The 25,844-nt window shown below is 61.7% G+C and carries 26 protein-coding genes; 17 read left to right on the top strand and 9 right to left on the bottom strand.

Annotated features, from left to right (window positions below; translation table 11 throughout):
- The first annotated feature begins 48 nt into the window (after positions 1-48).
- Complete coding sequence (locus tag GGI48_RS22235; RefSeq protein ID WP_179600080.1) at positions 49-807, top strand: SDR family oxidoreductase; 759 nt, start codon at positions 49-51, stop codon at positions 805-807.
- Between the two features lie 82 nt (positions 808-889).
- Here the strand turns inward: GGI48_RS22235 and apbC are convergent, their stop codons facing one another.
- Positions 890-1,984, bottom strand: a complete 1,095-nt coding sequence (gene apbC / locus GGI48_RS22230; RefSeq protein ID WP_047305860.1) for an iron-sulfur cluster carrier protein ApbC — start codon at positions 1,982-1,984, stop codon at positions 890-892.
- 162 nt (positions 1,985-2,146) lie between these two features.
- Here apbC and metG point away from each other — a divergent pair, with 162 nt between their 5' ends.
- The 8 genes from metG (at position 2,147) to GGI48_RS22190 (ending at position 9,216) form a co-directional block, all read left to right on the top strand.
- Positions 2,147-4,198, top strand: coding sequence for a methionine--tRNA ligase (gene metG, locus GGI48_RS22225; RefSeq protein WP_179600078.1), 2,052 nt, complete (start codon positions 2,147-2,149; stop codon positions 4,196-4,198).
- Between the two features lie 131 nt (positions 4,199-4,329).
- The gene (locus tag GGI48_RS22220; RefSeq protein WP_047305862.1) at positions 4,330-4,905 is read left to right on the top strand and encodes an Rnf-Nqr domain containing protein; all 576 of its coding nucleotides are present in this window, start codon (positions 4,330-4,332) and stop codon (positions 4,903-4,905) included.
- Positions 4,902-6,107, top strand: a complete 1,206-nt coding sequence (rsxB, locus tag GGI48_RS22215; RefSeq protein ID WP_179600076.1) for an electron transport complex subunit RsxB — start codon at positions 4,902-4,904, stop codon at positions 6,105-6,107. The genes GGI48_RS22220 and rsxB overlap by 4 nt, the downstream gene beginning before the upstream one ends.
- Positions 6,094-7,080, top strand: a complete 987-nt coding sequence (locus GGI48_RS22210; RefSeq protein WP_179600074.1) for an RnfABCDGE type electron transport complex subunit D — start codon at positions 6,094-6,096, stop codon at positions 7,078-7,080. The genes rsxB and GGI48_RS22210 overlap by 14 nt, the downstream gene beginning before the upstream one ends.
- A 2-nt stretch (positions 7,081-7,082) precedes the next feature.
- Positions 7,083-7,694 (top strand): RnfABCDGE type electron transport complex subunit G, encoded by a 612-nt coding sequence (locus tag GGI48_RS22205; protein ID WP_047305941.1) that lies wholly within the window; start codon positions 7,083-7,085, stop codon positions 7,692-7,694.
- Positions 7,687-8,283: an Rnf-Nqr domain containing protein gene (locus GGI48_RS22200; RefSeq protein ID WP_179600072.1), complete on the top strand. Its 597-nt coding sequence runs from the start codon at positions 7,687-7,689 to the stop codon at positions 8,281-8,283. Before GGI48_RS22205 ends, GGI48_RS22200 begins: the two co-directional genes overlap by 8 nt.
- Before the next feature lie 7 nt (positions 8,284-8,290).
- Positions 8,291-8,929 (top strand): endonuclease III, encoded by a 639-nt coding sequence (nth, locus tag GGI48_RS22195; protein ID WP_016965326.1) that lies wholly within the window; start codon positions 8,291-8,293, stop codon positions 8,927-8,929.
- Positions 8,930-9,036: 107 nt separating this feature from the next.
- Complete coding sequence (locus GGI48_RS22190; RefSeq protein WP_016965325.1) at positions 9,037-9,216, top strand: PA3496 family putative envelope integrity protein; 180 nt, start codon at positions 9,037-9,039, stop codon at positions 9,214-9,216.
- A 136-nt stretch (positions 9,217-9,352) separates the two neighbouring features.
- Here the strand turns inward: GGI48_RS22190 and GGI48_RS22185 are convergent, their stop codons facing one another.
- The 3 genes from GGI48_RS22185 to GGI48_RS22175 all read right to left on the bottom strand — a co-directional run bounded on the left by GGI48_RS22185 (position 9,353) and on the right by GGI48_RS22175 (position 12,629).
- The gene (locus GGI48_RS22185) at positions 9,353-9,979 is read right to left on the bottom strand and encodes a response regulator transcription factor (protein ID WP_016965324.1); all 627 of its coding nucleotides are present in this window, start codon (positions 9,977-9,979) and stop codon (positions 9,353-9,355) included.
- 388 nt (positions 9,980-10,367) lie between these two features.
- The gene (locus GGI48_RS22180) at positions 10,368-11,585 is read right to left on the bottom strand and encodes an argininosuccinate synthase (protein ID WP_016965323.1); all 1,218 of its coding nucleotides are present in this window, start codon (positions 11,583-11,585) and stop codon (positions 10,368-10,370) included.
- Between the two features lie 129 nt (positions 11,586-11,714).
- A complete protein-coding gene (locus tag GGI48_RS22175; protein WP_179600070.1) occupies positions 11,715-12,629 on the bottom strand; it encodes an OmpA family protein in 915 nt (304 codons plus the stop codon).
- Positions 12,630-12,785: 156 nt separating this feature from the next.
- Between GGI48_RS22175 and pyrC the strand changes: the two genes are divergently transcribed.
- Positions 12,786-13,832 carry a dihydroorotase gene (pyrC, locus tag GGI48_RS22170; protein WP_179600068.1) on the top strand — a complete coding sequence of 349 codons (1,047 nt, stop codon included), beginning with the start codon at positions 12,786-12,788 and terminating at the stop codon, positions 13,830-13,832.
- Entirely contained in the window at positions 13,829-14,500 is a 672-nt protein-coding gene (gene rnt / locus GGI48_RS22165) for a ribonuclease T (RefSeq protein ID WP_179600065.1), read from the top strand. Before pyrC ends, rnt begins: the two co-directional genes overlap by 4 nt.
- A gap of 69 nt (positions 14,501-14,569) precedes the next feature.
- Here the strand turns inward: rnt and GGI48_RS22160 are convergent, their stop codons facing one another.
- Positions 14,570-15,172: a peroxiredoxin gene (locus tag GGI48_RS22160; protein WP_011063111.1), complete on the bottom strand. Its 603-nt coding sequence runs from the start codon at positions 15,170-15,172 to the stop codon at positions 14,570-14,572.
- Between the two features lie 322 nt (positions 15,173-15,494).
- On the opposite strand from GGI48_RS22160, the gene GGI48_RS22155 reads away from it, so the two are divergent.
- Together GGI48_RS22155 and bfr are read left to right on the top strand one after the other, a co-directional pair.
- Positions 15,495-15,713: a bacterioferritin-associated ferredoxin gene (locus tag GGI48_RS22155; protein WP_011063112.1), complete on the top strand. Its 219-nt coding sequence runs from the start codon at positions 15,495-15,497 to the stop codon at positions 15,711-15,713.
- A gap of 212 nt (positions 15,714-15,925) precedes the next feature.
- Entirely contained in the window at positions 15,926-16,399 is a 474-nt protein-coding gene (bfr, locus tag GGI48_RS22150; protein ID WP_179600063.1) for a bacterioferritin, read from the top strand.
- Positions 16,400-16,483: 84 nt separating this feature from the next.
- On the opposite strand, the gene grxD is transcribed toward bfr, so the two are convergent.
- Together grxD and GGI48_RS22140 are read right to left on the bottom strand one after the other, a co-directional pair.
- Positions 16,484-16,822, bottom strand: a complete 339-nt coding sequence (grxD, locus tag GGI48_RS22145; RefSeq protein ID WP_011063114.1) for a Grx4 family monothiol glutaredoxin — start codon at positions 16,820-16,822, stop codon at positions 16,484-16,486.
- A gap of 96 nt (positions 16,823-16,918) precedes the next feature.
- Positions 16,919-19,027, bottom strand: a complete 2,109-nt coding sequence (locus tag GGI48_RS22140) for a molybdopterin oxidoreductase family protein (RefSeq protein ID WP_179600061.1) — start codon at positions 19,025-19,027, stop codon at positions 16,919-16,921.
- A 452-nt stretch (positions 19,028-19,479) separates the two neighbouring features.
- On the opposite strand from GGI48_RS22140, the gene argF reads away from it, so the two are divergent.
- Both argF and GGI48_RS22130 read left to right on the top strand, forming a co-directional pair.
- A complete protein-coding gene (argF, locus tag GGI48_RS22135; RefSeq protein WP_020372525.1) occupies positions 19,480-20,400 on the top strand; it encodes an ornithine carbamoyltransferase in 921 nt (306 codons plus the stop codon).
- Entirely contained in the window at positions 20,397-21,506 is a 1,110-nt protein-coding gene (locus GGI48_RS22130) for an ABC transporter ATP-binding protein (RefSeq protein ID WP_016963979.1), read from the top strand. Before argF ends, GGI48_RS22130 begins: the two co-directional genes overlap by 4 nt.
- Positions 21,507-21,582: 76 nt before the next feature.
- Here GGI48_RS22130 and GGI48_RS22125 read toward each other — a convergent pair whose 3' ends face one another.
- Both GGI48_RS22125 and ybaK read right to left on the bottom strand, forming a co-directional pair.
- Entirely contained in the window at positions 21,583-22,365 is a 783-nt protein-coding gene (locus GGI48_RS22125; protein WP_179600059.1) for a PhzF family phenazine biosynthesis protein, read from the bottom strand.
- A gap of 120 nt (positions 22,366-22,485) precedes the next feature.
- Entirely contained in the window at positions 22,486-22,956 is a 471-nt protein-coding gene (ybaK, locus tag GGI48_RS22120; protein ID WP_047305870.1) for a Cys-tRNA(Pro) deacylase, read from the bottom strand.
- Positions 22,957-23,326: 370 nt separating this feature from the next.
- Here ybaK and GGI48_RS22115 point away from each other — a divergent pair, with 370 nt between their 5' ends.
- Together GGI48_RS22115 and glpK are read left to right on the top strand one after the other, a co-directional pair.
- Complete coding sequence (locus tag GGI48_RS22115; RefSeq protein ID WP_179600057.1) at positions 23,327-24,175, top strand: MIP/aquaporin family protein; 849 nt, start codon at positions 23,327-23,329, stop codon at positions 24,173-24,175.
- Positions 24,176-24,251: 76 nt separating this feature from the next.
- Entirely contained in the window at positions 24,252-25,757 is a 1,506-nt protein-coding gene (gene glpK / locus GGI48_RS22110) for a glycerol kinase GlpK (protein ID WP_016963983.1), read from the top strand.
- Positions 25,758-25,844 lie beyond the last annotated feature (87 nt).

Raw genomic sequence — 25,844 nt, 5'->3', positions numbered from 1 at the left:
GCTCTGCCAAAAGGACAACCTTTCAAGACCTGCTAGCGGGACATGCGAATGCAACTCACTGACAAAGTAATCATGATCACCGGCGGTTGCCAAGGTCTGGGCCGCTCCATGGCCGAGTATTTCGCCGCCAAGGGCGCGCGACTGGCCCTGGTCGACCTCAACCCGGAAAAACTCGACCAGGCCGTCGCCGCCTGCAAGGCCCACGGCGTCGAAGCCCGTGCCTACCTGTGCAATGTCGCCAATGAAGAACAGGTGAGCCACATGGTGGCCCAGGTGGCCGAGGACTTCGGCGCCATCCACGGCCTGATCAACAATGCCGGGATCCTGCGCGACGGCCTGCTGGTCAAGGTCAAGGACGGCGAGATGACCAAGATGAGCCTGGCCCAGTGGCAAGCGGTGATCGACGTCAACCTGACCGGCGTCTTCCTCTGCACCCGTGAAGTGGCGGCAAAAATGATCGAGCTGAACAACAGCGGCACGATCATCAACATCTCGTCGATCTCCCGCGCCGGCAATATCGGCCAGACCAACTATTCCGCGGCCAAGGCCGGGGTCGCTGCGGCCACCGTGACCTGGGCCAAGGAGCTGGCGCGCTATGGCATCCGCGTGGCCGGTATTGCCCCGGGCTTTATCGAAACCGAGATGACCTTGGGCATGAAGCCTGAAGCCCTGGAGAAGATGACTTCCGGCATTCCGCTCAAGCGCATGGGCAAGCCGGAAGAGATCGCCCACTCGGCGGCGTACATCTTCGAGAACGACTACTACACCGGACGCATCCTGGAGTTGGATGGCGGCCTGCGGGTCTGAGTCGACGCCAACGAAAAAGCCCGATGCTTGCACATCGGGCTTTTTCGTTGTGGCCTGTAACGCTTAGAAGCGCTGCGCTGAATCAGTCATCGCTGACGGTAATGCTGGGCATCGCCGGCGCCGCGGCCTCCTGCAGCACGATGCGCGCACCGACATGCCGCGCCAGTTCCTGATAGACCATGGCAATCTGGCTTTCCGGCTCGGCGATCACCGTCGGCTTGCCGCCGTCGGCCTGCTCGCGGATCAGCATCGACAGCGGCAGCGAGGCCAGCAGCTCGACGTCGTACTGGCTGGCCAGCTTCTCGCCGCCGCCTTCGCCAAACAGATGCTCGGCATGGCCGCAGTTGGAGCAGATGTGCACCGCCATGTTCTCCACCACGCCCAGCACCGGGATGTTGACCTTGCGGAACATCTCCACGCCCTTGCGCGCATCCAGCAGCGCCAGGTCCTGGGGCGTGGTGACGATCACCGCGCCGGCCACCGGGACTTTCTGCGCCAGGGTCAGCTGGATGTCGCCGGTGCCTGGCGGCATGTCGATCACCAGGTAATCGAGATTGCCCCAGTCGGTCTGGGTCACCAGTTGCAGCAAGGCACCGGAAACCATTGGCCCGCGCCAGACCATCGGCGTGTTGTCGTCGGTCAGGAAGGCCATGGACATGACCTCGACCCCATGGGACTCAATAGGCACGAACCACTTCTGGTCCTTGATCTTCGGCCGGGTGCCTTCGGCGATGCCGAACATGATGCCCTGGCTCGGGCCATAGATATCGGCATCGAGAATCCCCACCTTGGCGCCTTCGCGGGCCAGGGCCAGGGCCAGGTTGGCCGCGGTGGTGGACTTGCCCACGCCGCCCTTGCCAGACGCCACCGCCACCACGTTCTTGACGTTGGCCAGGCCGGGGATCTGCGCCTGGGCCTTGTGCGCGGCGATCACGCTGGTGATCTCGACCTTGGCCGAGCTGACACCGTCCAGGCCTTCGATGGCCAGTTGCAGCATCTGTGCCCAGCCGCTCTTGAACAGACCGGCGGCATAACCCAGTTCCATGCGGACCGTGACCCGGTCGCCCTGGACATCGATGTCCCGCACGCAGCCGGCGCTGACCGGGTCCTGGTTCAGGTAAGGGTCGGTGTATTGGCGAAGGACGGCTTCCACCGCTGCGCGATTGACGGCGCTCATGGGCAACTCCGATAACAAGACTGGAAAATCAGCCGGCTATCCTACGCCGCCGACTCCTTCGTGGCGAGGGAGCCTGCTGCGCACAATCTGTCCGGAAGGGTGAAAAATCCGCGCTGGCGCTTTATAGTGGCCGACCTCCGTTTCATCAAGTAGCCGAGCCCCATGTCCGAGCCACGCAAGATCCTCGTCACCAGCGCCCTGCCCTATGCCAATGGTTCCATCCACCTTGGCCACATGCTTGAGTACATCCAGACCGACATGTGGGTGCGCTTCCAGAAGCATCGCGGCAACCAATGCATCTATGTCTGCGCCGACGACGCACACGGCTCGGCCATCATGTTGCGCGCGGAAAAGGAAGGCATCACCCCGGAACAACTGATCGCCAACGTCCAGGCCGAACACAGCGCCGACTTTGCCGACTTCCTGGTGGACTTCGACAACTTCCACTCGACCCACGCCGAAGAAAACCGCGAGCTGTCGAGCCAGATCTACCTCAAGCTGCGGGACGCCGGGCACATCGCCACGCGCTCCATCACCCAGTATTTCGACCCGGAAAAGAAAATGTTCCTGGCCGACCGCTTCATCAAGGGCACCTGCCCGAAATGCGGCACTGAGGACCAGTACGGCGACAACTGCGAAAAATGCGGCGCCACCTATGCCCCGACCGATCTGAAGGATCCGAAGTCGGCGATCTCCGGCGCCACCCCGGTGCTCAAGGATTCCCAGCACTTCTTCTTCAAGCTGCCGGACTTCCAGCAGATGCTGCAAAGCTGGACCCGCAGCGGCACCTTGCAGGACGCCGTGGCCAACAAGATCGCCGAGTGGCTGGATGCCGGCCTGCAGCAGTGGGACATCTCCCGCGACGCGCCGTACTTCGGCTTCGAGATCCCGGATGAGCCGGGCAAGTATTTCTACGTGTGGCTGGACGCGCCGATCGGCTACATGGCCAGCTTCAAGAACCTCTGCGCCCGTCGTCCGGAACTGGATTTCGACGCGTTCTGGGGCAAGGACTCCACTGCCGAGCTGTACCACTTCATCGGCAAGGACATCGTCAACTTCCACGCCCTGTTCTGGCCCGCCATGCTCGAAGGCGCCGGCTACCGCAAGCCGAGCGGCATCAACGTCCACGGTTACCTGACCGTCAACGGCCAGAAGATGTCCAAGTCCCGCGGCACCTTCATCAAGGCCCGCACCTACCTGGAGCACCTGTCGCCGGAATACCTGCGCTACTACTACGCCTCCAAGCTGGGCCGTGGCGTCGACGACCTGGACCTGAACCTCGAAGACTTCGTGCAGAAGGTCAACTCCGACCTGGTGGGCAAGGTGGTGAACATCGCCAGCCGTTGCGCCGGCTTCATTCACAAAGGCAATGCCGGGCTGATGGTCGACAGCAATGCCGCTCCCGAGCTAACCGAGGCCTTCCTGGCGGCCGCGCCCAGCATCGCCGACGCCTATGAAGCCCGCGACTTTGCCCGTGCCATGCGCGAAATCATGGCCCTGGCCGACCGCGCCAACGCCTGGATCGCCGATAAGGCCCCGTGGTCGTTGAACAAGCAGGAAGGCAAGCAGGCCGAGGTGCAGGCCATCTGCGCCACCGGTATCAACCTGTTCCGCCAACTGGTGATCTTCCTCAAGCCGGTGCTGCCGCTGCTGGCCGCCGACGCCGAGGCCTTCCTCAACGTTGCCCCGCTGACCTGGAATGACCACCAACAGCTGCTGGCCAACCATCAGCTCAATGAATTCAAGCCGCTGATGACGCGGATCGACCCGGTAAAAGTCCAAGCCATGACCGACGCCTCGAAAGAAGACCTGACCGCCAGCCAGACCGACACCGGTGCCGCCACGCCAGCAGGCAACGGCGAACTGGCCAAGGATCCACTGTCGCCGGAAATCGACTTCGACACCTTCGCCGCCGTTGATTTGCGCGTCGCCTTGATCGTCAAGGCCGAAGCCGTGGAAGGCGCCGACAAGCTGCTGCGCCTGACCCTGGATATCGGTGATGAGCAACGCAACGTGTTCTCCGGAATCAAGAGCGCCTACCCGGATCCGTCCAAGCTCGATGGTCGCCTGACCATGATGATCGCCAACCTCAAGCCGCGGAAAATGAAGTTCGGCATCTCCGAAGGCATGGTGATGGCTGCCGGCCCTGGCGGCGAAGAGATCTACCTGCTGAGCCCGGACAGCGGCGCCAAGCCAGGCCAGCGGATCAAGTAAGCCTCCACGCTGCCTCCCCTATCCCCCCGTCGCGCTCAGGCGCAACGGGGGGATTTGCATATCTGGCGACCCTGCGTGCGCGCAGAGTTTGCCTACTCTTGAGGGATAGCCTGCTCGCACCGGCCGCCACCATGACCCACTTCCTGCTCGCCCTTTTCAGCACCGTCCTGATCAACAACTTCGTGTTGCAATGGCCGCTGGGCGTCGATCCGCTGTTGCAGGCGGACAGCAACCGGCAACGGGTCCATGCGCTGGGGCTGGCAACCACGGGGTTGATGCTGCTCAGCAGCGTGCTGGGGCATGTTCTTTATCGTGGGTTGCTGCAGCCCTGGGGGCTGGAGGCGCTGCAACTGTTCATCTGGCTGCCATTGAGCCTGTTGCTGATCAAGCCGCTGCTGAGGCTGCTGTCCCGCGCCCTGCCGCGCTTGCCATTCGACGGCCTCTGGCCCTTGCTTCTGGGCAATGCCGGCATGCTCGGCCTGCTGCTGATCGGCACCCGGGACGATCTGGACCTGGCCACCCTCAGCGCCATGAGCCTGGGGGCCGGACTGGGTTTCTGGCTGGTGCTGAGCCTGTTCAACGACCTGCGCCAGCGTATTTCCACCAACGATATTCCCCTGCCCTGGCGCGGCCTGCCGATCGACCTGATCAGCGCCGGCCTGATGGCAGTGGCGTTTTTCGGCTTCAACGGACTGATCAAAACATGAGTCTGATTCAACGCATCGATGCCCTGCTGCCCCAGACCCAGTGCGGCAAATGTGGCCATCCCGGATGCAAGCCCTACGCCCAGGGCATCGCCAATGGCGAGGCCATCAACAAGTGTCCGCCCGGAGGCCAGGAAACCATTGCCGGCCTGGCGCAACTGCTCAAGTTGCCGGTGCTGGAGCTGGACCACAGCCGCGGCCAGGCGCCGGCACAGATCGCCCATATCCGCGAAGCGGAGTGCATTGGCTGCACCAAGTGCATCCAGGCCTGCCCGGTGGACGCCATCGTCGGCGCGGCCAAATGGATGCACAGCGTACTGATCGACCAATGCACCGGTTGCGACCTGTGCGTGGCGCCTTGTCCGGTGGACTGCATCGATATGCTGCCGCTGCCCGAGGCCAAGGTGGTGCCGATCGTTGGCGGCCTGGCCACCAGCCCCGAGCAACTGCAGGCCCGCAACCACAAGCGCGAGCAGGCGCGACGGCGCTTCGAACAGCGCAACGAGCGCTTGCAACGCGAAGAAGCCCGGCGCCTGGCCGAGCGTCAGGCGCGCGCGCAGAAAGCCGCGCAGGCGGTCGACGACAGCCAGAATCCGCTGCAGGCGGCCATCGAGCGGGTCCGCGCGCAGAAAGCCGAGGCCGCCGACGCGGCGTTGAAAAAAGCCAAGATCGAGCTGGCCATGAGCCGCGCTCAATTGCACAAATCCCTCAAGGCCTTCGGTCATCCACCGACCTTCGAGCAGCAAACGCAGCTCATCGTTCTGCAGCGTCAGTTCGAAGCCGCCGAACAGGCCCTGGCTCAGTTGCAGTCGGCGGCGCCCGCCCCGGCGGCCCCCGTGGCCAAGGACGCCGAACTCAAGCGGGCCAAGATCCAACTGGCCAGCCGCCGCGCCGAACTGAAAAAAGCCCAGGCCGCGCCAGCCTCCGACGCCGAGCTGCAAGCCTTGAGCGCCGCCTTGGCGGCCGCCGAACAAGCGCTGCACGCCGCCGAGGACGCCTGCGGCAAACCGGCCCCGGTCCTGGCGCGTATCGAGAAGCGCCCGATCGATCCCCAACTGCGGCAACTGAAAACCGAACTGGCCTACGCCCGCGCCGAACTGAACAAACTGCAGCGCCAACCTGATACCCAAGCCGAGCAACTGGCTGAGGCTCAGGCGCGCCTGCAGGAAGCCGAACGCCAGGTGCAGGCCCATGCTGACCGCTGACGGCGTCGATCCGCGCCTGCGCCAGGCCATGCAGCGCGTGCTGCTGGCCACATTGCCCGGGCTGCTGGTGTTGCTCTGGTGGTTCGGCTGGGGCGTGCTGCTCAACCTGTTGCTGGCGGCGTGCGGCGCCCTGGCCATGGAAGCCCTGGCGCTGCGTCTGAGAAAGCGTGCGCTGCCAAGCGGCCTTGGCGATGGCAGCGCCTTGGTCAGCGCCACGTTGCTGGCCCTGGCCTTGCCACCTTACTGCCCCTGGTGGCTGCCGCTCAGCGCCGCGGCCGCGGCCATTGCCCTGGGCAAGCAGGTGTACGGCGGAGTCGGCCAGAATCCATTCAATCCGGCGATGCTTGGATACGCCCTGGCCTTGCTGTGCTTTCCCCAATCGATGACCCATTGGCCCGCGCCCCACGCCATGGATCTGCTCGCTGGACTGCAACAGGTCTTCGGCCTCACTGACGGTCTGCACGTGGATGCCTGGGCCCAAGCCACGGCGCTGGACAGTCTGCGCATCAACAAGAGCCTGACCCTCGACGAACTCTTTGCCAGCAACCCCGCCTTCGGCCACTTCGGCGGACGTGCCGCGCAATGGATCAATCTGGGTTTTCTTGCCGGAGGCCTGTTCCTGCTGCAGCAGCGGGTCATCGGCTGGCAGGCGCCGGTGGGCATGCTGGGCAGCCTCTTGGTCATCAGCCTGCTGTGCTGGAACGGCACGGGCTCAGACTCCCATGGCTCGCCGCTGTTTCATCTGCTCAGCGGCGCCAGCATGCTCGGCGCCTTCTTCATCGTCACCGAACCGGTATCCGGGCCCAAGACGGAAAAAGCCAGGCTGCTGTTTGGCGTCGGCGTCGGCCTGCTGACCTACCTGATCCGGACATGGGGCGGCTACCCCGACGGCGTCGCCTTCGCCGTGCTGCTGATGAATCTGACGGTGCCGGCACTGGAACGCCTGTGCGCCGCAAAACCGGAGAACGCCTGAGCATGAAAAAATCCAGCGGCCTGCTTCTGCTGATCCTGCTCGGTTTCCTGGGCGTGGGGGCGACCTTGTGGCTGCACTCGGTTGCGGCGCCGCGTATCGCCGCCGAGCAACGGGCCCTGCAGGCGCGCAAGCTGCTCGACCTGCTGCCCGTCGCCAGTTACGACAACCAACCCCTGGACCAGCCGCTGTCCCTGAAGGATGTGCAGCTGGACAACAGCCGCTTGCTGCAGGGCTACCTGGCCACCCGCCAAGGTCAGCCCAGCGCCGTGCTGTTACGCAGCCAGGTCAGCGGCTATGCCGGCCCCATCGAGCTGTTGATCGCCATCGACAGCCAGGGCCGCCTGCTGGGCAGCAAGACCCTCAGGCAGGATGAAACACCCGGCTTGGGCGGACGGATCGCTGATTGGCCCAACCCCTGGTTGCAAGGCTTTTCCGGCAAGTCCCGCAGCGATCCGGGCGATGCCGCCTGGGCCTTGAAGAAGGACAGCGGCCAGTTCGATCAGATTGCCGGCGCCACCATCACCTCGCGCGCGGTGATCAGCGCCTTGCACGACGCCTTGCGCTACTTCGACGAACATCGCCAGCAACTGCTGGCGGGGGCCGCCCATGAGTAAGCCGCTGACCTTGCCGGGCCTGCTGATGCTGACACCGTTGATCGGGGCCACCGACTCCTGGGTCAAGGCCCTGGGCCTGGCCCTGGCATCCGCGCTGCTGCTCGGCTTGTTTGGGGCTGGCATGGGCCTGCTGCGAACCCACCTGCAACGCCAGCAGCAGTGGTTCGCCAGCCTACTGCTTGGTGCATCCCTCGGCAGTTGCCTGTGGCTGGCGCTGCAAACCTTGAGTTATGAACTGCACCAGCAGTTGAGCCTGTACCTGGGCCTGCTGCCCCTGCAATGCGTGATGCTGGAACAGGCGGGATTCTTCCAGCACCGCGACCGACTGCGCCTGGCCGTCGGCTTCTGTGGCGCACTGGTACTGCTGGGCGCGCTGCGCGAGCTGCTGGGCACCGGCGCCTTGGGCAGCCATCTGGGCTGGCTGGTCGGCCAGAGCGGCGACAGCAGCGGCTGGGTGCTGCTGCCCCAGGGCGGCGTGCGCCTGCTGACTCTGGGCCCCGGGGGCTTTATCCTGCTGGGCCTGTTGCTGGCGGCAAAGCGGGCCTGGACCGCCTCATCGCCCTTCAAACGACAGTCTTCGAGGAAATGAACCCCCCATGAATGCCGCCAAACGCCTGGAAATATTTCGCCGACTTCATGAAGACAACCCCGAGCCCAAGACCGAACTGGCCTATTCCTCGCCGTTCGAGCTGCTGATCGCGGTGATTCTTTCGGCGCAATCGACCGACGTCGGGGTCAACAAGGCGACCGCCAAACTCTTCCCTGTGGCCAATACCCCCGCGGCGATCCATGCCCTGGGAGTCGAAGGCCTGTCCGAGTACATCAAGACCATCGGCCTGTACAACAGCAAGGCCAAGAACGTCATCGAAACCTGCCGCCTGCTGGTGGAACGCCACAACGGCGAAGTGCCGCAGACCCGCGAAGAGCTGGAAGCCCTGCCCGGCGTCGGGCGCAAGACCGCCAACGTGGTCCTCAACACCGCCTTCCGGCAGTTGACCATGGCGGTGGACACCCACATCTTCCGGGTCAGCAACCGCACCGGCCTGGCCCCGGGCAAGAACGTGGTGGAAGTGGAAAAAAAGCTGCTCAAGTTCGTGCCCAAGGAGTTCCTGCTGGACTCCCATCACTGGCTGATCCTGCATGGGCGCTATGTCTGCCTGGCCCGCAAGCCACGTTGCGGCAGCTGCCGAATCGAAGACCTGTGCGAATACAAGCAGAAGACTTCCGACGATTGAGGAAGCATTGATTTTGTCGATCAGTCGATTGAAAAAATCTTTTTTACCCGCCAGGAGAATATCGATATAAGGAGCGCCAATGGCAGTCTTAGCCTGGAGTTGACCTTATGAGCACTGGCAAAGAACAACTGGACGTAGAAGAAGACTTCATCGCCGCGGAAACAGACGATGTCGAACCGGTGGTCGAAGTGGCGAAAACCAATCTGAGCAAGCGCCGCACCATCGACAATCTTCTGGAAGAGCGGCGTCTGCAGAAACAACTGGCCGATTACGACTTTGACCTTTAAGTCGCAAAAGAACCTCCACAAGGAGGTTTTTTTGTGCCTGTCTTGCCGTCACGTCCGGCCGATCAGCCTGCGGGCATGACCGGCCCTATTCGTACTTTCAGAGCTGGCAGTCCAGCATCGTCTTGAACGGCAAGACTCACGCCAACTGATGGCGCTGGGCAAACTCGATCAGGTCAACCAATGAGCGCGCATTGAGCTTGGCCAATAACCGCCGTTTATAAGTACTGACCGTCTTGTTGCTCAGACACAGACCTTCAGCGATCTCCTTGTTACTCATGCCGTTGGTGAGCTGTTTCAATACGATCAACTCACGCCCTGAAAGAAGCTCGATCATTTCTTCCTCACTGCTGATGCCCTGGCTGGAACGGAAAGTGTGCAAGGCCTCGTTGGGAAAGTAGCTGTAACCCGCCAACACGGCCCGCACCGCACTGATCAGTTCGGTAATGTCCTGCTGCTTGCACACGTAACCGGCGGCACCGGCCTGCATGCAGCGCATGGAAAAGGGCCCGGGCGCTTGCAGCGTCAACACCAGGATCTTGATCGGCAAACTTCTGAACATGAGGCGCGCTATAACTTCAAGTCCATCAAGTTGCGGTATGCCAATATCCAGAATCAAGATATCGGGAACATATTCAAGAGCCAACTTTAATGCGTCCGTACCGTTATCCGCCTCCGCCACTACTTCAAAGCCATGACGTTCCATCAACATGCGAACAGCGAGGCGAACAACAGGATGATCGTCCACGATCAATACTCTTTTCATAGGTCCATCCACGTACTTAGAGTTTTTTAGAGCCCGCACAATACCCCAGAGAATTGACTCTGGCACCGTGCCAAAAGGGGCTACGACCCTACGAGGACGATCCTTACAAACAATACCGATTTGCCTTACAAAATAAATTAGATAAAGGTCGTTTAACGGAAAATACGCTTAGGATTAATCTTCAAATGAGCTACTTTTCGTACTAAAAAATCACACACCCAAGTATCTTTTCCAACGACAAGCGTTGATAAATCCGCCATCCATAGTTTGGTTTTGTCTCATCGACGTCTCTATCCAAGCATTGGCCTGCAGCAACAAGCGGTTGAATTAATCAATGAAGCAAAAAAAGCCCCGCATAAGGCGGGGCTCTTTTTTCAACCACTCAGGATCAGATCAGAGTCCGTCCCTTGTTGGCAGCAATGCGCATGCGCAGGGCATTGAGCTTGATGAAGCCTGCTGCGTCAGCCTGGTTGTAGGCACCGCCGTCTTCTTCGAAGGTGGCGATGTTGGCGTCGAACAGCGACTCATCGGACTTGCGACCGGTCACGATCACGTTGCCCTTGTACAGCTTCAGGCGCACCACGCCGTTCACGTGGGCCTGGGAGGCGTCGATCATCTGTTGCAGCATCAGACGCTCAGGGCTCCACCAGTAGCCGGTGTAGATCAGACTGGCGTACTTGGGCATCAACTCGTCTTTGAGGTGAGCCACTTCGCGGTCCAGGGTGATGGACTCGATGGCGCGGTGGGCGCGCAGCATGATGGTGCCGCCCGGAGTCTCGTAGCAGCCACGGGACTTCATGCCGACGTAACGGTTCTCGACGATGTCCAGACGACCGATGCCATGTTCGCCACCGATGCGGTTCAGGGTCGCCAGCACGGTAGCCGGAGTCATTTCCACGCCGTCGATGGCGACGATGTCACCGTTGCGGTAGGTCAGTTCCAGGTACTGCGGGGTATCGGGAGCCTTCTCCGGGGAGACGGTCCAGCGCCACATGTCTTCTTCGTGCTCGGTCCAGGTGTCTTCCAGCACGCCGCCTTCATAGGAGATGTGCAGCAGGTTGGCGTCCATCGAGTACGGCGACTTCTTCTTGCCGTGACGCTCGATTGGAATGCCATGCTTCTCGGCGTAGTCCATCAGCTTCTCGCGGGACAGCAGGTCCCACTCGCGCCAGGGAGCGATCACTTTCACGCCCGGCTTGAGGGCATAGGCCCCCAGTTCGAAACGCACCTGGTCATTGCCCTTGCCGGTGGCGCCATGGGAAATGGCGTCGGCGCCGGTTTCGTTGGCGATCTCGATCAGACGCTTGGCGATCAACGGACGAGCGATGGAAGTACCCAGCAGGTACTCGCCTTCGTAGACGGTGTTGGCGCGGAACATCGGGAAAACGAAATCACGCACGAACTCTTCGCGCAGATCGTCGATGTAGATCTCTTTGACGCCCATGGCTTGCGCCTTGGCGCGGGCCGGCTCGACCTCTTCGCCTTGGCCCAGGTCAGCAGTGAAAGTCACTACTTCACAGTTGTAAGTATCCTGCAGCCACTTGAGGATCACCGAAGTGTCCAGGCCGCCCGAATACGCCAGAACGACCTTGTTAACGTCCGCCATGCCATCACTCCACGGGGTTGTACGGAAAGCCGCCAAGTCTACCGATCCACGCCGATAATTTACAGAGGCGCGACAGCTTATGACGACCAAGCGACAGATTATGTCGAGCGCGCGACGATGACAGCCGTATCAGGAAGTCGCCGCAGCGCTGGTACCGGAGGCGGCCTGAGGCGCCGGAGCCGGCTTTTCGGTGGGGGCGACCCGCTCCAGATGCACATTGACCCGACGGTTCTTCGCCCGGTTGGCGGCATTGGTGTTGGGCGCCAGCGGGTAACGCTCGCCATGGAAGCGCACCACGATCTGGTTTTCCGCCAGGCCGTTGGCCTTGAAGAACTCCATCACCGCCAGGGCCCGGCGACGGGACAGGTCACGGTTGGTCAAGCGATTGCCGCTGTTGTCCGAGTGGCCATCGAGCTCGACATGGTTGACCGTCGGGTCGGCCTTGATGAAGTCGACCATCACTTGCAGCTTGGCCTTGGCCCGGGCATCCAGGTCAATGCCGCCACCGGGGAAACCGATCTCGGCCTGCTTGACCTGCTCGTAGTTCATCGGCAGCAACTTGGCCATGCAGCTTTGATAGTCGCCATAGGCCTTGCTGAACTTCACGGGCAACAAGCGCACTTCGGAAACCCCGCCCTCGCGGGAGAAATGCCGGACCACCGGGCTGCGCCCTTCCAGCAAGCCAACGATCAAGCGTCCGGCCTGCATCTGGTTGCTGTTGAACAGCACCCCATCGCTGCCGGCCTTGACCGCTCCGAGGTTGATGTCGCCACGCCCCGGCTGCCAGGGAGCGGCGGCCGCGAGCAAAGTCGCCGAGCCTCCGGCCTGCATCGGGTTGAAGCTCTTGAGACGGAAAATCGCTTGCTCACCGGCGCGGCGAACGAACTCGCCGGAACCGAAATCGGTCACCGGTTGGATCAAGCGGCACTCGAATTTGTCGCCTTCGACCGTCCACTCAATGCTCTCCAGACGAGTCTGGAAAGTGAGAGCCATCGCGGGCAGGCTGGCAAACACACTGAGCAAGGCTAGATAACGCTGGCGCACGGGAGGCTCCACTGACGTGTACAACAGAAAAATCGACAGGCGTTAATACGCCATACCTTCGGGATATCGGTTGCTCGTCGCAAAACTTGATAGCGAGTGCCTGGAAGAGTCTTTTCCGGTAGCATTCCCCCGAGTTTTACCCGCCTGGAACCTCCCATGTCCGACCGCCTGACCCTGCTGCGTCCCGACGACTGGCATATTCATCTTCGCGATGGTGCCGTGTTGCCCAATACAGTCGCAGATGTCGCGCGCACCTTTGGCCGCGCCATCATCATGCCCAACCTGGTACCTCCGGTGCGCAACGCCGTGGAAGCCGACGCCTATCGCCAGCGTATTCTCGCTGCGCGCCCGGCCGGCAGCCGCTTCGAGCCGCTGATGGTGCTCTACCTGACCGACCGCACCCAGCCGGACGAGATCCGCGCGGCCAAGGCCTGTGGCTTCGTGCACGCCGCCAAGCTGTATCCGGCCGGTGCGACCACCAACTCGGATTCGGGCGTGACCAGCATCGACAAGATCTTCCCGGTGCTCGAAACCATGGCCGAAGTCGGCCTGCCGCTGCTGATCCACGGTGAGGTGACCCGCGGCGAGGTCGACGTCTTCGACCGCGAGAAACTCTTCATCGATGAACACATGCGTCGTGTGGTCGAGCGCTTCCCCAGCCTGAAAGTGGTGTTCGAGCACATCACCACCGCTGAAGCCGTGCAGTTCGTCAAGGAGGCTTCGGCCAACGTTGGCGCCACCATCACCGCGCACCACCTGCTGTACAACCGCAACCACATGCTGGTGGGCGGTATTCGCCCGCACTTCTATTGCCTGCCGATCCTCAAGCGCAACACCCACCAGGAAGCCCTGCTGGATGCGGCCACCAGCGGCAGCGAGAAGTTCTTCCTCGGCACAGACTCCGCGCCCCACGCCCAGCATGCCAAGGAAGCCGCTTGCGGTTGTGCCGGCTGCTACAGCGCCTACGCCGCGATCGAGCTGTATGCCGAAGCGTTCGAACAGCACAATGCCCTGGACAAGCTGGAAGCCTTTGCCAGCCTCAACGGTCCGCGCTTCTACGGCCTGCCGGCCAACACCGATCGCATCACCCTGGTTCGTGAAGAATGGACCGCCCCCGCCAGCCTGCCGTTCGGCGAGCTGACTGTCATTCCGCTGCGCGCCGGTGAAAAACTGCGCTGGCGCCTGCTGGAGGATCACTCGTGAGTGACGACCATTTCGACGACGAACAAGACGGCAGCAGCAGCGGCCCTCGCCACCCGATGGCGGCGCGCTTTCGCGGTTACCTGCCGGTAGTCGTCGACGTAGAAACCGGTGGCTTCAACTCGGCCACCGACGCCCTGCTGGAGATTGCCGCTACCACCATCGGCATGGACGAAAAGGGCTTTGTGTTCCCCGAACACACCTACTTCTTCCGTGTCGAGCCTTTTGAAGGCGCGAACATCGAAGCCGCAGCCCTGGAGTTCACCGGGATCAAGCTCGACCATCCGCTGCGCATGGCCGTCAGCGAAGAAGCCGCCCTCACCGATATTTTCCGCGGCGTGCGCAAGGCCCTGAAAGCCAACGGCTGCAAACGCGCGATCCTGGTGGGCCACAACAGCAGCTTCGACCTGGGCTTCCTCAACGCCGCCGTGGCGCGCCTGGACATGAAGCGCAACCCGTTCCACCCGTTCTCCAGCTTCGACACCGCCACCCTGGCGGGCCTGGCTTACGGCCAGACCGTTCTGGCCAAGGCCTGTCAGAGCGCCGGCATCGACTTCGACGGTCGCGAGGCCCACTCGGCCCGCTACGACACCGAGAAAACCGCCGAGCTGTTCTGCGGCATCGTCAACCGCTGGAAGCAAATGGGCGGCTGGCAGGATTTCGACGACTGAATGTCGAATTTCACAGCCCCATAAAAAAACCGGCCCTGAGGCCGGTTTTTTTATGCGTGACGCCAAGCCTTACAGCTTGCCGGCGTTCTCGCTCAGGTAAGCAGCAACGCCTTCTGGCGAAGCGGTCATGCCCTTGTCGCCTTTCTTCCAGTTGGCAGGGCAGACTTCGCCGTGCTCTTCGTGGAATTGCAGAGCGTCGACCAGACGGATCAGCTCTTCCATGTTACGGCCCAGCGGCAGGTCGTTGACGATCTGCGAGCGGACAACGCCTTTGTCGTCGATCAGGAACGCGCCACGGAAAGCCACGCCGCCTTCGGACTCAACGTCGTAGGCCTTGGCGATTTCATGCTTCATGTCAGCGGCCATGATGTATTGAACCTGACCGATGCCGCCGGCATTGATCGGGGTGTTGCGCCAGGCGTTGTGGGTGAAGTGCGAGTCGATGGAAACAGCGATCACTTCGACGTTGCGCGCCTTGAAGTCGGCCATGCGGTGGTCCAGAGCGATCAGCTCGGACGGGCAAACGAAGGTGAAGTCCAGTGGGTAGAAGAACACCAGGCCGTATTTGCCTTTGATGGCCGAGGACAGGGTGAAGCTGTCGACGATTTCGCCATTGCCGAGAACGGCCGGTACGGTGAAGTCAGGGGCTTGTTTGCCTACGAGTACGCTCATTGGATATCTCCTGGTGTGGACGTAGTAATGAAGAAGGGGATTGGCCTTGAGCCTGCCACGCTGATGCGACAGCTCTGTGACCCGACCCCGCTTCGCAAGGACCGGCCATCATACACCGCGTCTTTGAGCTGTCCTTAACGGTTTTTCATCTGCCCGGCTCACAAAGCGCAAAATGCGAATCATCTGTCACTATCGCGAACAAAACCGTTCGTCACCCCGGTAGGAAACTGCAACAAAGGTCGCCGAAACCACTTTGACAATCATTCTCGTTAACATTAAGATCCATCGCAATTGAGCCCTAACCAGCGACGGTTCTCATCCCATGTATGTCTGCCTCTGCACCGGTGTCACCGACGGACAAATTCGCGAAGCAATCTACGAAGGCTGCTGCAGCTACCGTGAAGTGCGCCAGGCCACCGGCGTCGCCAGCCAATGCGGCAAATGCGCCTGCCTGGCCAAGCAAGTGGTTCGCGAAACCCTGACCGAATTGCAGAGCAGCCAAGCGGCCATTCCCTATCCAGTGGAATTTAATGTTGCTTGATGTGCCGAATAAATAGCCGCATTTGAAACAACCGGACCTAGCGTCCGGTTTTTTTATGTCTGTAATTCAATCGCTTAGGCGCAAAACGCGGAACACAAACATTCTTATTCCGATTAATTTTCATATATTATTCAATAACTTAGGTTTGACAGTAATGTGTGTGCGGCTCAGACTCTGCCCTTATTTCACTAATTAAAGGGCAGGACCCCAACATGAAAGGCGACATTACAGTCATCCAGCATCTCAATAAAATCCTTGCCAATGAACTGGTCGCGATCAATCAGTACTTCCTGCATGCGCGCATGTATGAAGACTGGGGCCTGAACAAGTTGGGCAAGCACGAGTACCACGAGTCCATCGACGAGATGAAGCATGCGGACAAGCTGATCAAGCGCATCCTCTTCCTCGAAGGCCTGCCCAACGTCCAGGACCTGGGCAAGTTGCACATCGGCGAACACACCAAGGAAATGCTCGAGTGCGACCTGCGTATCGAACGCAGCGGCCACGCCGACCTCAAGGCCGCCATCGCTCACTGCGAGTCGGTGGGTGACTTCGGCAGCCGTGAACTGCTGGAAGACATTCTGGAATCCGAAGAAGAACACATCGACTGGCTGGAAACCCAACTGGGCCTGATCGATAAAGTGGGTATCGAGAACTACCTGCAATCGCAAATGGGCGACGAATAACCAACGTCCGATCCCAAGCAATAAAAAACCCCGCCCTCGTAAGAGAGGCGGGGCTTTTTATTGACCGCGAATAAGAAGTTCGCGTCAGGCTTCGGTCTTGGCAGCCGCTTTTTCGGCAGCAGCCTTGATCAGGCTCTGCAGCTCACCATTGGCGAACATCTCAGCCATGATGTCGCTGCCGCCGACCAACTCACCGGCCACCCACAGTTGCGGGAAAGTTGGCCAGTTGGCGTACTTGGGCAGGTTGGCGCGAATCTCAGGGTTTTGCAGGATGTCCACGTAAGCGAACTTCTCACCACAGCCCATTACGGCCTGAGCGGCTTTTGCGGAGAAGCCACACTGCGGGGCATTCGGCGAGCCTTTCATGTAGAGCAGAATGGTGTTGTTGGCAATCTGCTCTTTAATAGTTTCGATGATATCCATGGAACACCTCGGCTGAACTTTCCGACTCTGTTGTCGGCACGGTGGCGCATTGTAACGGAATCCTGAGCGCCCTGCTCGGCCTCTCCGACAGACACCTCAGGCCGCTTCCACGGTCACCGGCACCCCATTCAATGCCGCATTCCCGGACAACGCATCGAGCTGACGCTCATCGGTTAGATCATTAGCGCTGCATCCGGGCTGCTCCATGGCGATGCTCATCTGCACACCGGGACGCCGATGCCCCCAGCCATGGGGCAGACTCACCACGCCCGGCATCATCTCGCTGCTCGCCAGCACCTCCACCTCCACCGCGCCCACCCGGGAACTGACTCGCACCCGCTGGCCATCACTCAGGCCCCGCCGGGCCAGGTCATCGGGATTCATCAATAGCTGATGACGAGGCTTGCCCTTCACCAGGCGGTGATAGTTGTGCATCCAGGAGTTATTGCTGCGCACATGACGACGCCCGATCAGCAACAACTCGCCCGGCGCTGGCGCACTCAACGCGGCAAAGCGCTGCAGATCGGCCATGATCGGCGCCGGTGCGGCCTGGATCCGCCGATTCTCGGTTTTCAAGCGGGCCGCCAGGTTCGGCTGCAACGCCCCAAGATCAATACCGTGGGGATGCTGATCCAGAGTCGCCAGGGACAGCTTGAGCGGCGAGGCGTCGCCGTAAGGCCCGGCGCGCAAGCCCATGTCGATCATCTGTGCGGGTGCCAGGGTCGGCTTCAACGGGCTGGCGGTCTGCGCGGCAAATGCCTTGGCCAGGCCGACGAAAATCTCCCAGTCATGCAGCGCCCCTTCAGGCTTGGGCAGGATCGCCCGATTGAAGCGACTGACATTGCGCACCGCGAACAGATTGAAGGTGGTGTCGTAGTGATCATTCTCCAGAGCCGAGGTGGACGGCAGGATCAGGTCGGCATAACGGGTGGTTTCATTGATGTACAGATCGATGCTGAGCATGAACTCCAGCCCTTCCAGGGCCTGCTCCAGCTGTCGGCCATTGGGCGTAGACAACACCGGGTTGCCGGCCACGGTGATCAGGGCCCGCACCTGCCCTTCGCCCTCGGTGAGCATCTCTTCGGCCAGGGCCGATACCGGCAGCTCGCCAGCGTACTCGGGAAGCCCGGAAACCCGACTCTGCCAGACATTGAAATGACCGCCCGAGGTCGCCGCCACCAGGTCCACCGCCGGCTGGGTACACAAGGCACCGCCGACCCGGTCGAGGTTGCCGGTGACCAGATTGAGCAACTGCAGCAGCCAGTGGCACAGCGTGCCGAAGGCCTGGGTCGACACGCCCATGCGCCCGTAACAGACCGCCTTGTCCGCCGAAGCGAAATCCCGCGCCAGCTGACGAATCTGCGCTGCCGGAATGGCGCACAACGGGCTCATGGCTTCGGCAGTGAACCGCGAAATCGCCTGGCGCACCTCGGCCAGCCCATCCACCGGCAAATGGCTGTCGCGGGTCAGCCCCGCGTCTAAAAGGCTGTTGAGCAGACCGAACAGCAGCGCCACATCGCCCCCCGGCCGGATAAACAGGTGCTGGTCGGCCATCGCCGCGGTTTCGCTGCGCCGCGGGTCGACCACGACCACCTTGCCGCCCCGGGCCTGAATGGCCTTGAGGCGCTTCTCCACATCCGGCACGGTCATGATGCTGCCATTGGAGGCCAGGGGATTGCCGCCCAGGATCAGCATGAAATCGGTGTGATCGATATCCGGAATCGGCAACAGCAGGCCGTGGCCATACATCAGGTAGCTGGTCAGGTGATGGGGCAATTGATCGACCGATGTGGCCGAGAAGCGGTTGCGAGTCTTGAGCTGGCCGAGAAAGTAGTTGCTGTGGGTCATCAGCCCATAGTTGTGCACGCTGGGATTGCCCTGGTAGGTCGCCACGGCATTGTTGCCATGGCGCTGCTGGATGCCCGCCAGCCGCTCGGCCACCAGGGCAAAGGCCTCGTCCCAGCCGATGGGCTGCCATTGGTTGCCCACACGGCGCACCGGCTGGCGCAGGCGGTCGGGATCATTCTGGATATCCTGCAGGGCCACGGCCTTGGGGCACACATGGCCACGGCTGAAACTGTCCAGGGGGTCGCCCTTGATCGAGGTGATGCGCGGAGCGCTGCCCGGCTCTTCAGTGATTTCCAGGGTCAGGCCGCAGATGGCTTCACACAGGTGGCAGGCACGGTGATGGAGAGTCTTGGTCATGGCCAGTCTCTATTGTTTGAAGGCGCCCCGCACAGGGCCGCAGGAAGCCAAAACTATGGCGGCTGGGCTCTGCCGACACCAGCGACGTTCGCCCCATGAATTCACGGCCATCAGCCCAGGTCATGATCAATGCTGTCAGTCCGGCGCCACGAATCACCGGGTTTGCGCCGCACAACGGGCGTCACACTCGATTGCCAAGCCGCGTCGGGGCAGTGTACAAATGCCCGGCTGCTGTCTGAAAAACGGTCTCAAAAGCGCCAGCGCATTCGCGTCCTGGCCTCTCTGAATGCCCATGAACGCCGTAGCACTATTGGTAAGACGCGACATTTAATTATAAGATCGCGCCTTCCCCTATTTCGTCGCCCCGTGCGGCTTTCGCCGCAGGTCCAGCCCGTTGTTCGATTAAACAAGGCTTTGAGAATCTGCGGTCCGTTGCAAAAAGGTAGTTAATGATGAGCGCAAGGCACTTTCTCTCCCTGATGGATTGCACGCCCGAAGAGCTGGTCAGTGTGATTCGTCGAGGCATCGAGCTGAAGGACCTGCGTAACCGCGGCGTACTCTTCGAGCCTTTGAAAAATCGTGTACTGGGCATGATTTTCGAGAAGTCGTCGACCCGTACTCGACTGTCTTTCGAAGCCGGCATGATCCAACTGGGCGGCCAAGCCATCTTCCTTTCGCCACGGGACACCCAGCTGGGTCGCGGCGAACCGATCGGCGACTGCGCCATCGTCATGTCGCGCATGCTCGATGCGGTGATGATCCGCACCTTTGCCCACAGCACCCTGACCGAGTTCGCGGCCAATTCCCGGGTACCGGTGATCAACGGCCTGTCCGATGACCTTCACCCCTGCCAACTGCTGGCGGACATGCAGACCTTCCTCGAACACCGCGGCTCGATCCAGGGCAAGACCGTGGCCTGGATCGGTGACGGCAACAACATGTGCAACAGCTATATAGAAGCGGCCATCCAGTTCGACTTCCAGCTGCGCATCGCCTGTCCCGAGGGCTACGAGCCCAACGCGGAATTTGTCGCCAGGGCCGGCGATCGCGTGACCATCGTCCGCGACCCTCGCGAGGCCGTGATCGGCGCCCATCTGGTGAGCACCGACGTCTGGACCTCCATGGGCCAGGAAGAAGAGACCGCCAAGCGCCTGCAACTGTTTGCGCCCTTCCAGGTCAGCCGCGCGCTGCTCGACCTGGCCGCCCCGGACGTACTGTTCATGCACTGCCTGCCCGCCCACCGCGGCGAGGAAATCAGCCTCGACCTGCTGGACGACCCTCGCTCAGTGGCTTGGGACCAGGCGGAAAACCGTCTGCACGCGCAAAAGGCCCTGCTCGAGTTTCTCGTCGAGCCGGCGTACCACCACGCATGAGCCAGCCATTACTGCTGAACCTGCGCAATCTGGCCTGCGGCTACCAGGACCAACGCGTGGTGCAGAACCTCAATCTGCACCTCAACGCCGGGGACATCGGCTGCCTGCTGGGCTCGTCCGGCTGCGGCAAGACCACCACCCTGCGTGCCATCGCCGGGTTCGAGCCGGTGCACGAAGGCGAGATCCAACTGGCCGGGGAAACCATTTCCAGCGCCGGTTTCACCCTGGCCCCGGAGAAACGCCGGATAGGCATGGTGTTTCAGGACTATGCGCTGTTCCCGCACCTGAGCGTGGCGGACAACATCGCATTCGGCATCCGCAAGCATCCGCACAAAGAGCGAGTGGTCGCCGAACTGCTGGAGCTGGTCAACCTGAAAAACCTCGGCCAGCGCTTTCCCCACGAACTGTCCGGCGGCCAGCAGCAACGCGTGGCCCTGGCTCGCGCCCTGGCGCCAGAACCGCAATTGCTGCTGCTGGACGAGCCCTTCTCCAACCTCGACGGCGAACTGCGGCGCAAGCTCAGCCATGAGGTGCGCGACATTCTCAAGGCCCGTGGCACCAGCGCGATCCTGGTCACCCACGACCAGGAAGAAGCCTTTGCCGTGAGCGATCAGGTCGGCGTGTTCAAGGAAGGTCGCCTGGAGCAGTGGGACACCCCCTACAACCTCTATCACGAACCACAGACGCCCTTCGTCGCCAGCTTCATTGGCCAGGGCTACTTCATTCGTGGCCAGTTGCACACGCCGGAATCGGTGCAGACCGAACTGGGCGTACTGCAGGGCAACCGGGCTTATACCTGGCCGACCGGTGGCGCGGTGGACGTCCTGCTGCGCCCGGACGACATCGTCCACGCGCCGGACAGTGACCTGAAAGCCCGAGTCGTCGGCAAGACCTTCCTCGGCGCTTCGACCCTGTATCGCCTGCAATTGCCCACCGGCAGCCAACTGGAATCGATCTTCCCCAGCCACGCCGACCATCAGGTCGGAGCGGATGTGGGCATTCGGGTCGCGGCGGAACACCTGGTGCTATTCCAGGCCTCGGGTAGCACAGCGGCGCAGATCCCCCATAGCGACTCAGGGGTAAGGCGCTACAGCAGCGCTCATTGAGCCGCCTTCGCCGGCAAGCCAGCGCCTACAACAACACACTGTAGGAGCCGGCTTGCCGGCGAAACCCCCACCGCAGTCATTTCAGGTGCAAATGCCCGCTGGCAATCAGCCGGGCATGCCCGCCGATCTTCACCCGCTCGCCCTCCAAACGACAGAACAACGCCCCACCTCGCGCCGAACACTGATACGCGCTCAACTGCTGTTTATCCAATTGCTGCGCCCAGTAAGGCGTCAGGCAGCAATGGGTCGAGCCCGTCACCGGGTCCTCGTCGATGCCGATGGCCGGGGCAAAATACCGCGAGACAAAGTCATGCCGCTCACCCCGCGCGGTGACAATCACCCCCGGCCAGGGCAACTTCGCCAGCGCCGCCATATCCGGCCGGCAATCACGCACCGCCTGCTCCGACTCCAGTACCGCCAACAGCTCATTGGCACCTTGCAGATCGATGACCCTGGCGCCGAGTATCTGCGCCACCTGCTCCGTGTCGGGCTGGCGACGGGGGCTGCGCAGAGGAAAGTCCAGCCACAACAGGCTGCCTTCACGGGTAACGCTCAGGGGCCCCGAGCGACTGAGAAACTCAATGCGCGGCCCAGGCTCGCCATGCACCTCGAACAGCACGTAGGCACTGGCCAGCGTGGCGTGCCCGCACAAGGGCACCTCGGTGGCCGGGGTAAACCAGCGAATCCGCCAGCCTTGGGCTTCACGCACCACAAACGCGGTTTCCGCCAGATTGTGCTCGGCGGCGATCTGCTGCATCAGTGCGTCGTCAAGCCATGCATCAAGCCGGTAAACCATGGCCGGATTGCCGGCAAAGGGTTGATCACTGAACGCATCGATCTGTTGAAACTCAAGCTGCATAGCCTTTCTCCCTGATCAGTCGGCGGCCAGCATGGCCTGCGTGACCGGGGGCGCGACAGACACAGACGAGAAGATTTTCCGGCATACAGCAGCGGCCTGTTCAACCGCCAACGCCTGGGCTCAAGGGCGACCGATGTCGGCGAACTTGCCCTGGGTCTGCTCGGCCAGCACGGTTGCAGCCAACTCCACTTCCAGGCCACGACGACCGGCACTGACAAAAATACTGGCCAAAGGTTGAGCACTGCTGTCGATGAAGGTCCGCAGACGCTTCTTCTGCCCCAGCGGGCTGATGCCTCCCAACAGATAGCCGGTGGCGCGCTGGGCCGCGGCCGGATCGGCCATTTCAGCCTTCTTCACCCCGGCCGCGTGGGCCAGGGCCTTGAGGTCGAGGCTGCCGGCGACCGGCACCACCGCCACCAGCAACTCCCCCTTCTCGCTGCTGGCCAGCAGCGTCTTGAACACCCGCGCCGGATCGAGACTGAGCTTCTCCGCCGCCTCCAGACCGTAGGAGGCCGCCTTGGGATCATGTTCGTAACTGTGGATGCGATGTTCGGCGCGAACTTTTTTTAGCAGATCCAGTGCAGGGGTCATGGCAGCTCCAAGGGGGACGAAAAGGCAAAACCGAGCGCGCGAATTTTAGGCCATTAATCGGCAAAAGGCTCTATTCCAGGCCTTGATAAGCCCTGGCCACGGACAGCAGCGCAGCACCACCTGTCACTCCCGGGACTATCACCCTGGATCATTCATTTGATTGATATCTATAAAATGACCAGCCGTTCACTTTCGACCTTTGACAGCGGTGTTTCTTGTCTATATTTTTTCGTTTCTGAATATCATGCAGTAGATGCACCGTTGCACCCAGCAGCAAGACGAGGCCGGAATGGGGATTCCGTCTTCGTTGGAAGTCGCGCTCCATGCCTTTTGCAGCAGCGCCAGACAACAACAAAAAACGAGGTTCACAATGACAACTGCTCTGCAACAACCGTCACTATCGGGCCAATGCATGGCCGAGTTCCTGGGTACTGCGCTGCTGATCTTCTTCGGCACCGGCTGCGTCGCGGCGCTCAAGGTCGCGGGAGCCAGCTTCGGCCTGTGGGAAATCAGCATCATTTGGGGGATCGGCGTGAGCATGGCGATCTACCTCACCGCCGGCGTTTCCGGCGCGCACCTCAATCCTGCCGTGAGCATCGCCCTGTGCCTGTTCGCCGACTTTGAAAAACGCAAACTGCCGTTCTACATCCTGGCCCAGGTCGCTGGCGCCTTCTGCGCGGCGCTGTTGGTTTACACGCTGTACAGCAACCTGTTCTTCGATTTCGAACAGGCTCACCAGATGATCCGCGGCTCCCAGGCCAGCCTGGAACTGGCCTCGGTGTTCTCCACCTTTCCCAACCCGGCGCTGTCCACGGCCCAGGCGTTCCTGGTGGAAGTGGTGATCACTGCGATCCTGATGGGCGTGATCATGTCCCTGACCGACGACAACAACGGCTTGCCTCGCGGCGCGATGGCGCCCCTGCTGATCGGCCTGCTGATCGCCGTGATCGGCAGCGCCATGGGCCCGCTGACCGGCTTCGCGATGAACCCGGCGCGGGACTTCGGACCTAAACTGATGACGTTCGTGATGGGTTGGGGTGAAATCTCCTTCACCGGCGGCCGTGACATTCCGTACTTCCTGGTGCCGGTCTTCGCCCCGATCCTCGGCGCCTGCCTGGGTGCGGCCGCTTATCGCGGACTGATTGCCCGGCACCTGCCCAACGCCGTCGTTGCTCCCGAGAGCGCATCGGCCGCCGATGGCAAAGTCAAAGTTTCTTGAATCTCGCGGCGCGTGATCCTGCCCAAATCGATCACGCGCCTGTTTCCACTCCCTTATTTCGTCCAAGGCAATCGACATGACCGACATTCAGAATAAGAACTACATCATTGCCCTCGATCAGGGTACGACCAGCTCCCGGGCGATCATTTTCGACCGCGACGCCAACGTGGTGTGCACCGCTCAGCGCGAGTTCGCCCAGCACTACCCACAAGCCGGCTGGGTCGAACACGACCCGATGGAAATCTTCGCCACCCAGAGCGCGGTAATGGTCGAGGCCCTGGCGCAAGCCGGCCTGCATCACGACCAGGTGGCCGCCATCGGCATCACCAACCAGCGGGAAACCACCGTGGTCTGGGACAAGACCACCGGCCGGCCAATCTACAACGCCATCGTCTGGCAGTGCCGCCGCAGCACCGAAATCTGCCAGCAGCTCAAGCGCGACGGCCTGGAAGACTACATCCGTGAAACCACCGGCCTGGTCACCGACCCCTACTTCTCCGGTACCAAGCTCAAGTGGATCCTCGACAACGTCGAAGGCAGCCGCGAACGCGCGCGTAGCGGCGAGTTGCTGTTCGGCACCATCGACAGCTGGCTGATCTGGAAATTCACCGGCGGCAAGACCCACGTCACCGACTACACCAACGCCTCGCGCACCATGCTCTTCAACATCCACACCCTGGAGTGGGACGCGAAGATGCTGGAGGTCCTGGATATCCCGCGGGAAATGCTCCCCGAGGTGAAGTCCTCGTCGGAAATCTACGGCCGCACCAAGAGCGGTATCGCCATCGGCGGCATCGCCGGCGACCAGCAAGCGGCGCTGTTCGGCCAGATGTGCGTCGAACCGGGCCAGGCCAAGAACACCTACGGCACCGGCTGCTTCCTGCTGATGAACACCGGCGACAAGGCGGTCAAATCCCAGCACGGCATGCTCACCACCATCGCTTGCGGCCCACGCGGCGAAGTGGCCTACGCCCTGGAAGGCGCGGTGTTCAACGGCGGCTCCACGGTGCAGTGGCTGCGAGATGAGCTGAAGATCATCAACGACGCCCACGACACCGAATACTTCGCCAACAAGGTCAAGGACAGCAACGGCGTGTACCTGGTGCCCGCCTTCACCGGCCTGGGCGCGCCCTACTGGGATCCCTACGCCCGTGGCGCGCTGTTCGGCCTGACCCGTGGCGTGCGCGTGGATCACATCATCCGCGCCGCCCTGGAATCCATCGCCTACCAGACCCGCGACGTGCTCGACGCCATGCAGCAGGATTCCGGCGAACGCCTCAAAGCCCTGCGCGTGGACGGTGGCGCCGTGGCCAACAACTTCCTCATGCAGTTCCAGGCCGACATCCTCGGTACTCAGGTGGAGCGCCCGCAAATGCGCGAAACCACCGCCCTGGGCGCCGCCTACCTGGCAGGCCTGGCCTGCGGTTTCTGGGGCAGCCTGGAAGAGCTGCGGGGCAAGGCGGTGATCGAGCGCGAGTTTGAACCGCAACTGGCCGAAGCGGAAAAAGAAGGCTTGTACGCGGGCTGGAAGAAGGCGGTCAGCCGCACCCGCGACTGGGAACCCCACGAAGAGGCCAAATAAGCCAAGCCGTGGATAGGTAACCGCTTGTAACTGGTCGGGAGGGGATTCCTGCGGCATCATGGGCAAATTTTGCACGGCAGCCCAAAG

This window comes from Pseudomonas protegens (assembly GCF_013407925.2).
In the GTDB taxonomy this organism is placed as follows: domain Bacteria; phylum Pseudomonadota; class Gammaproteobacteria; order Pseudomonadales; family Pseudomonadaceae; genus Aquipseudomonas; species Aquipseudomonas fluorescens_AP.
Note: the sequence above shows the minus strand (reverse complement) of the source record. Positions and strands in the feature narration are given on the sequence as shown.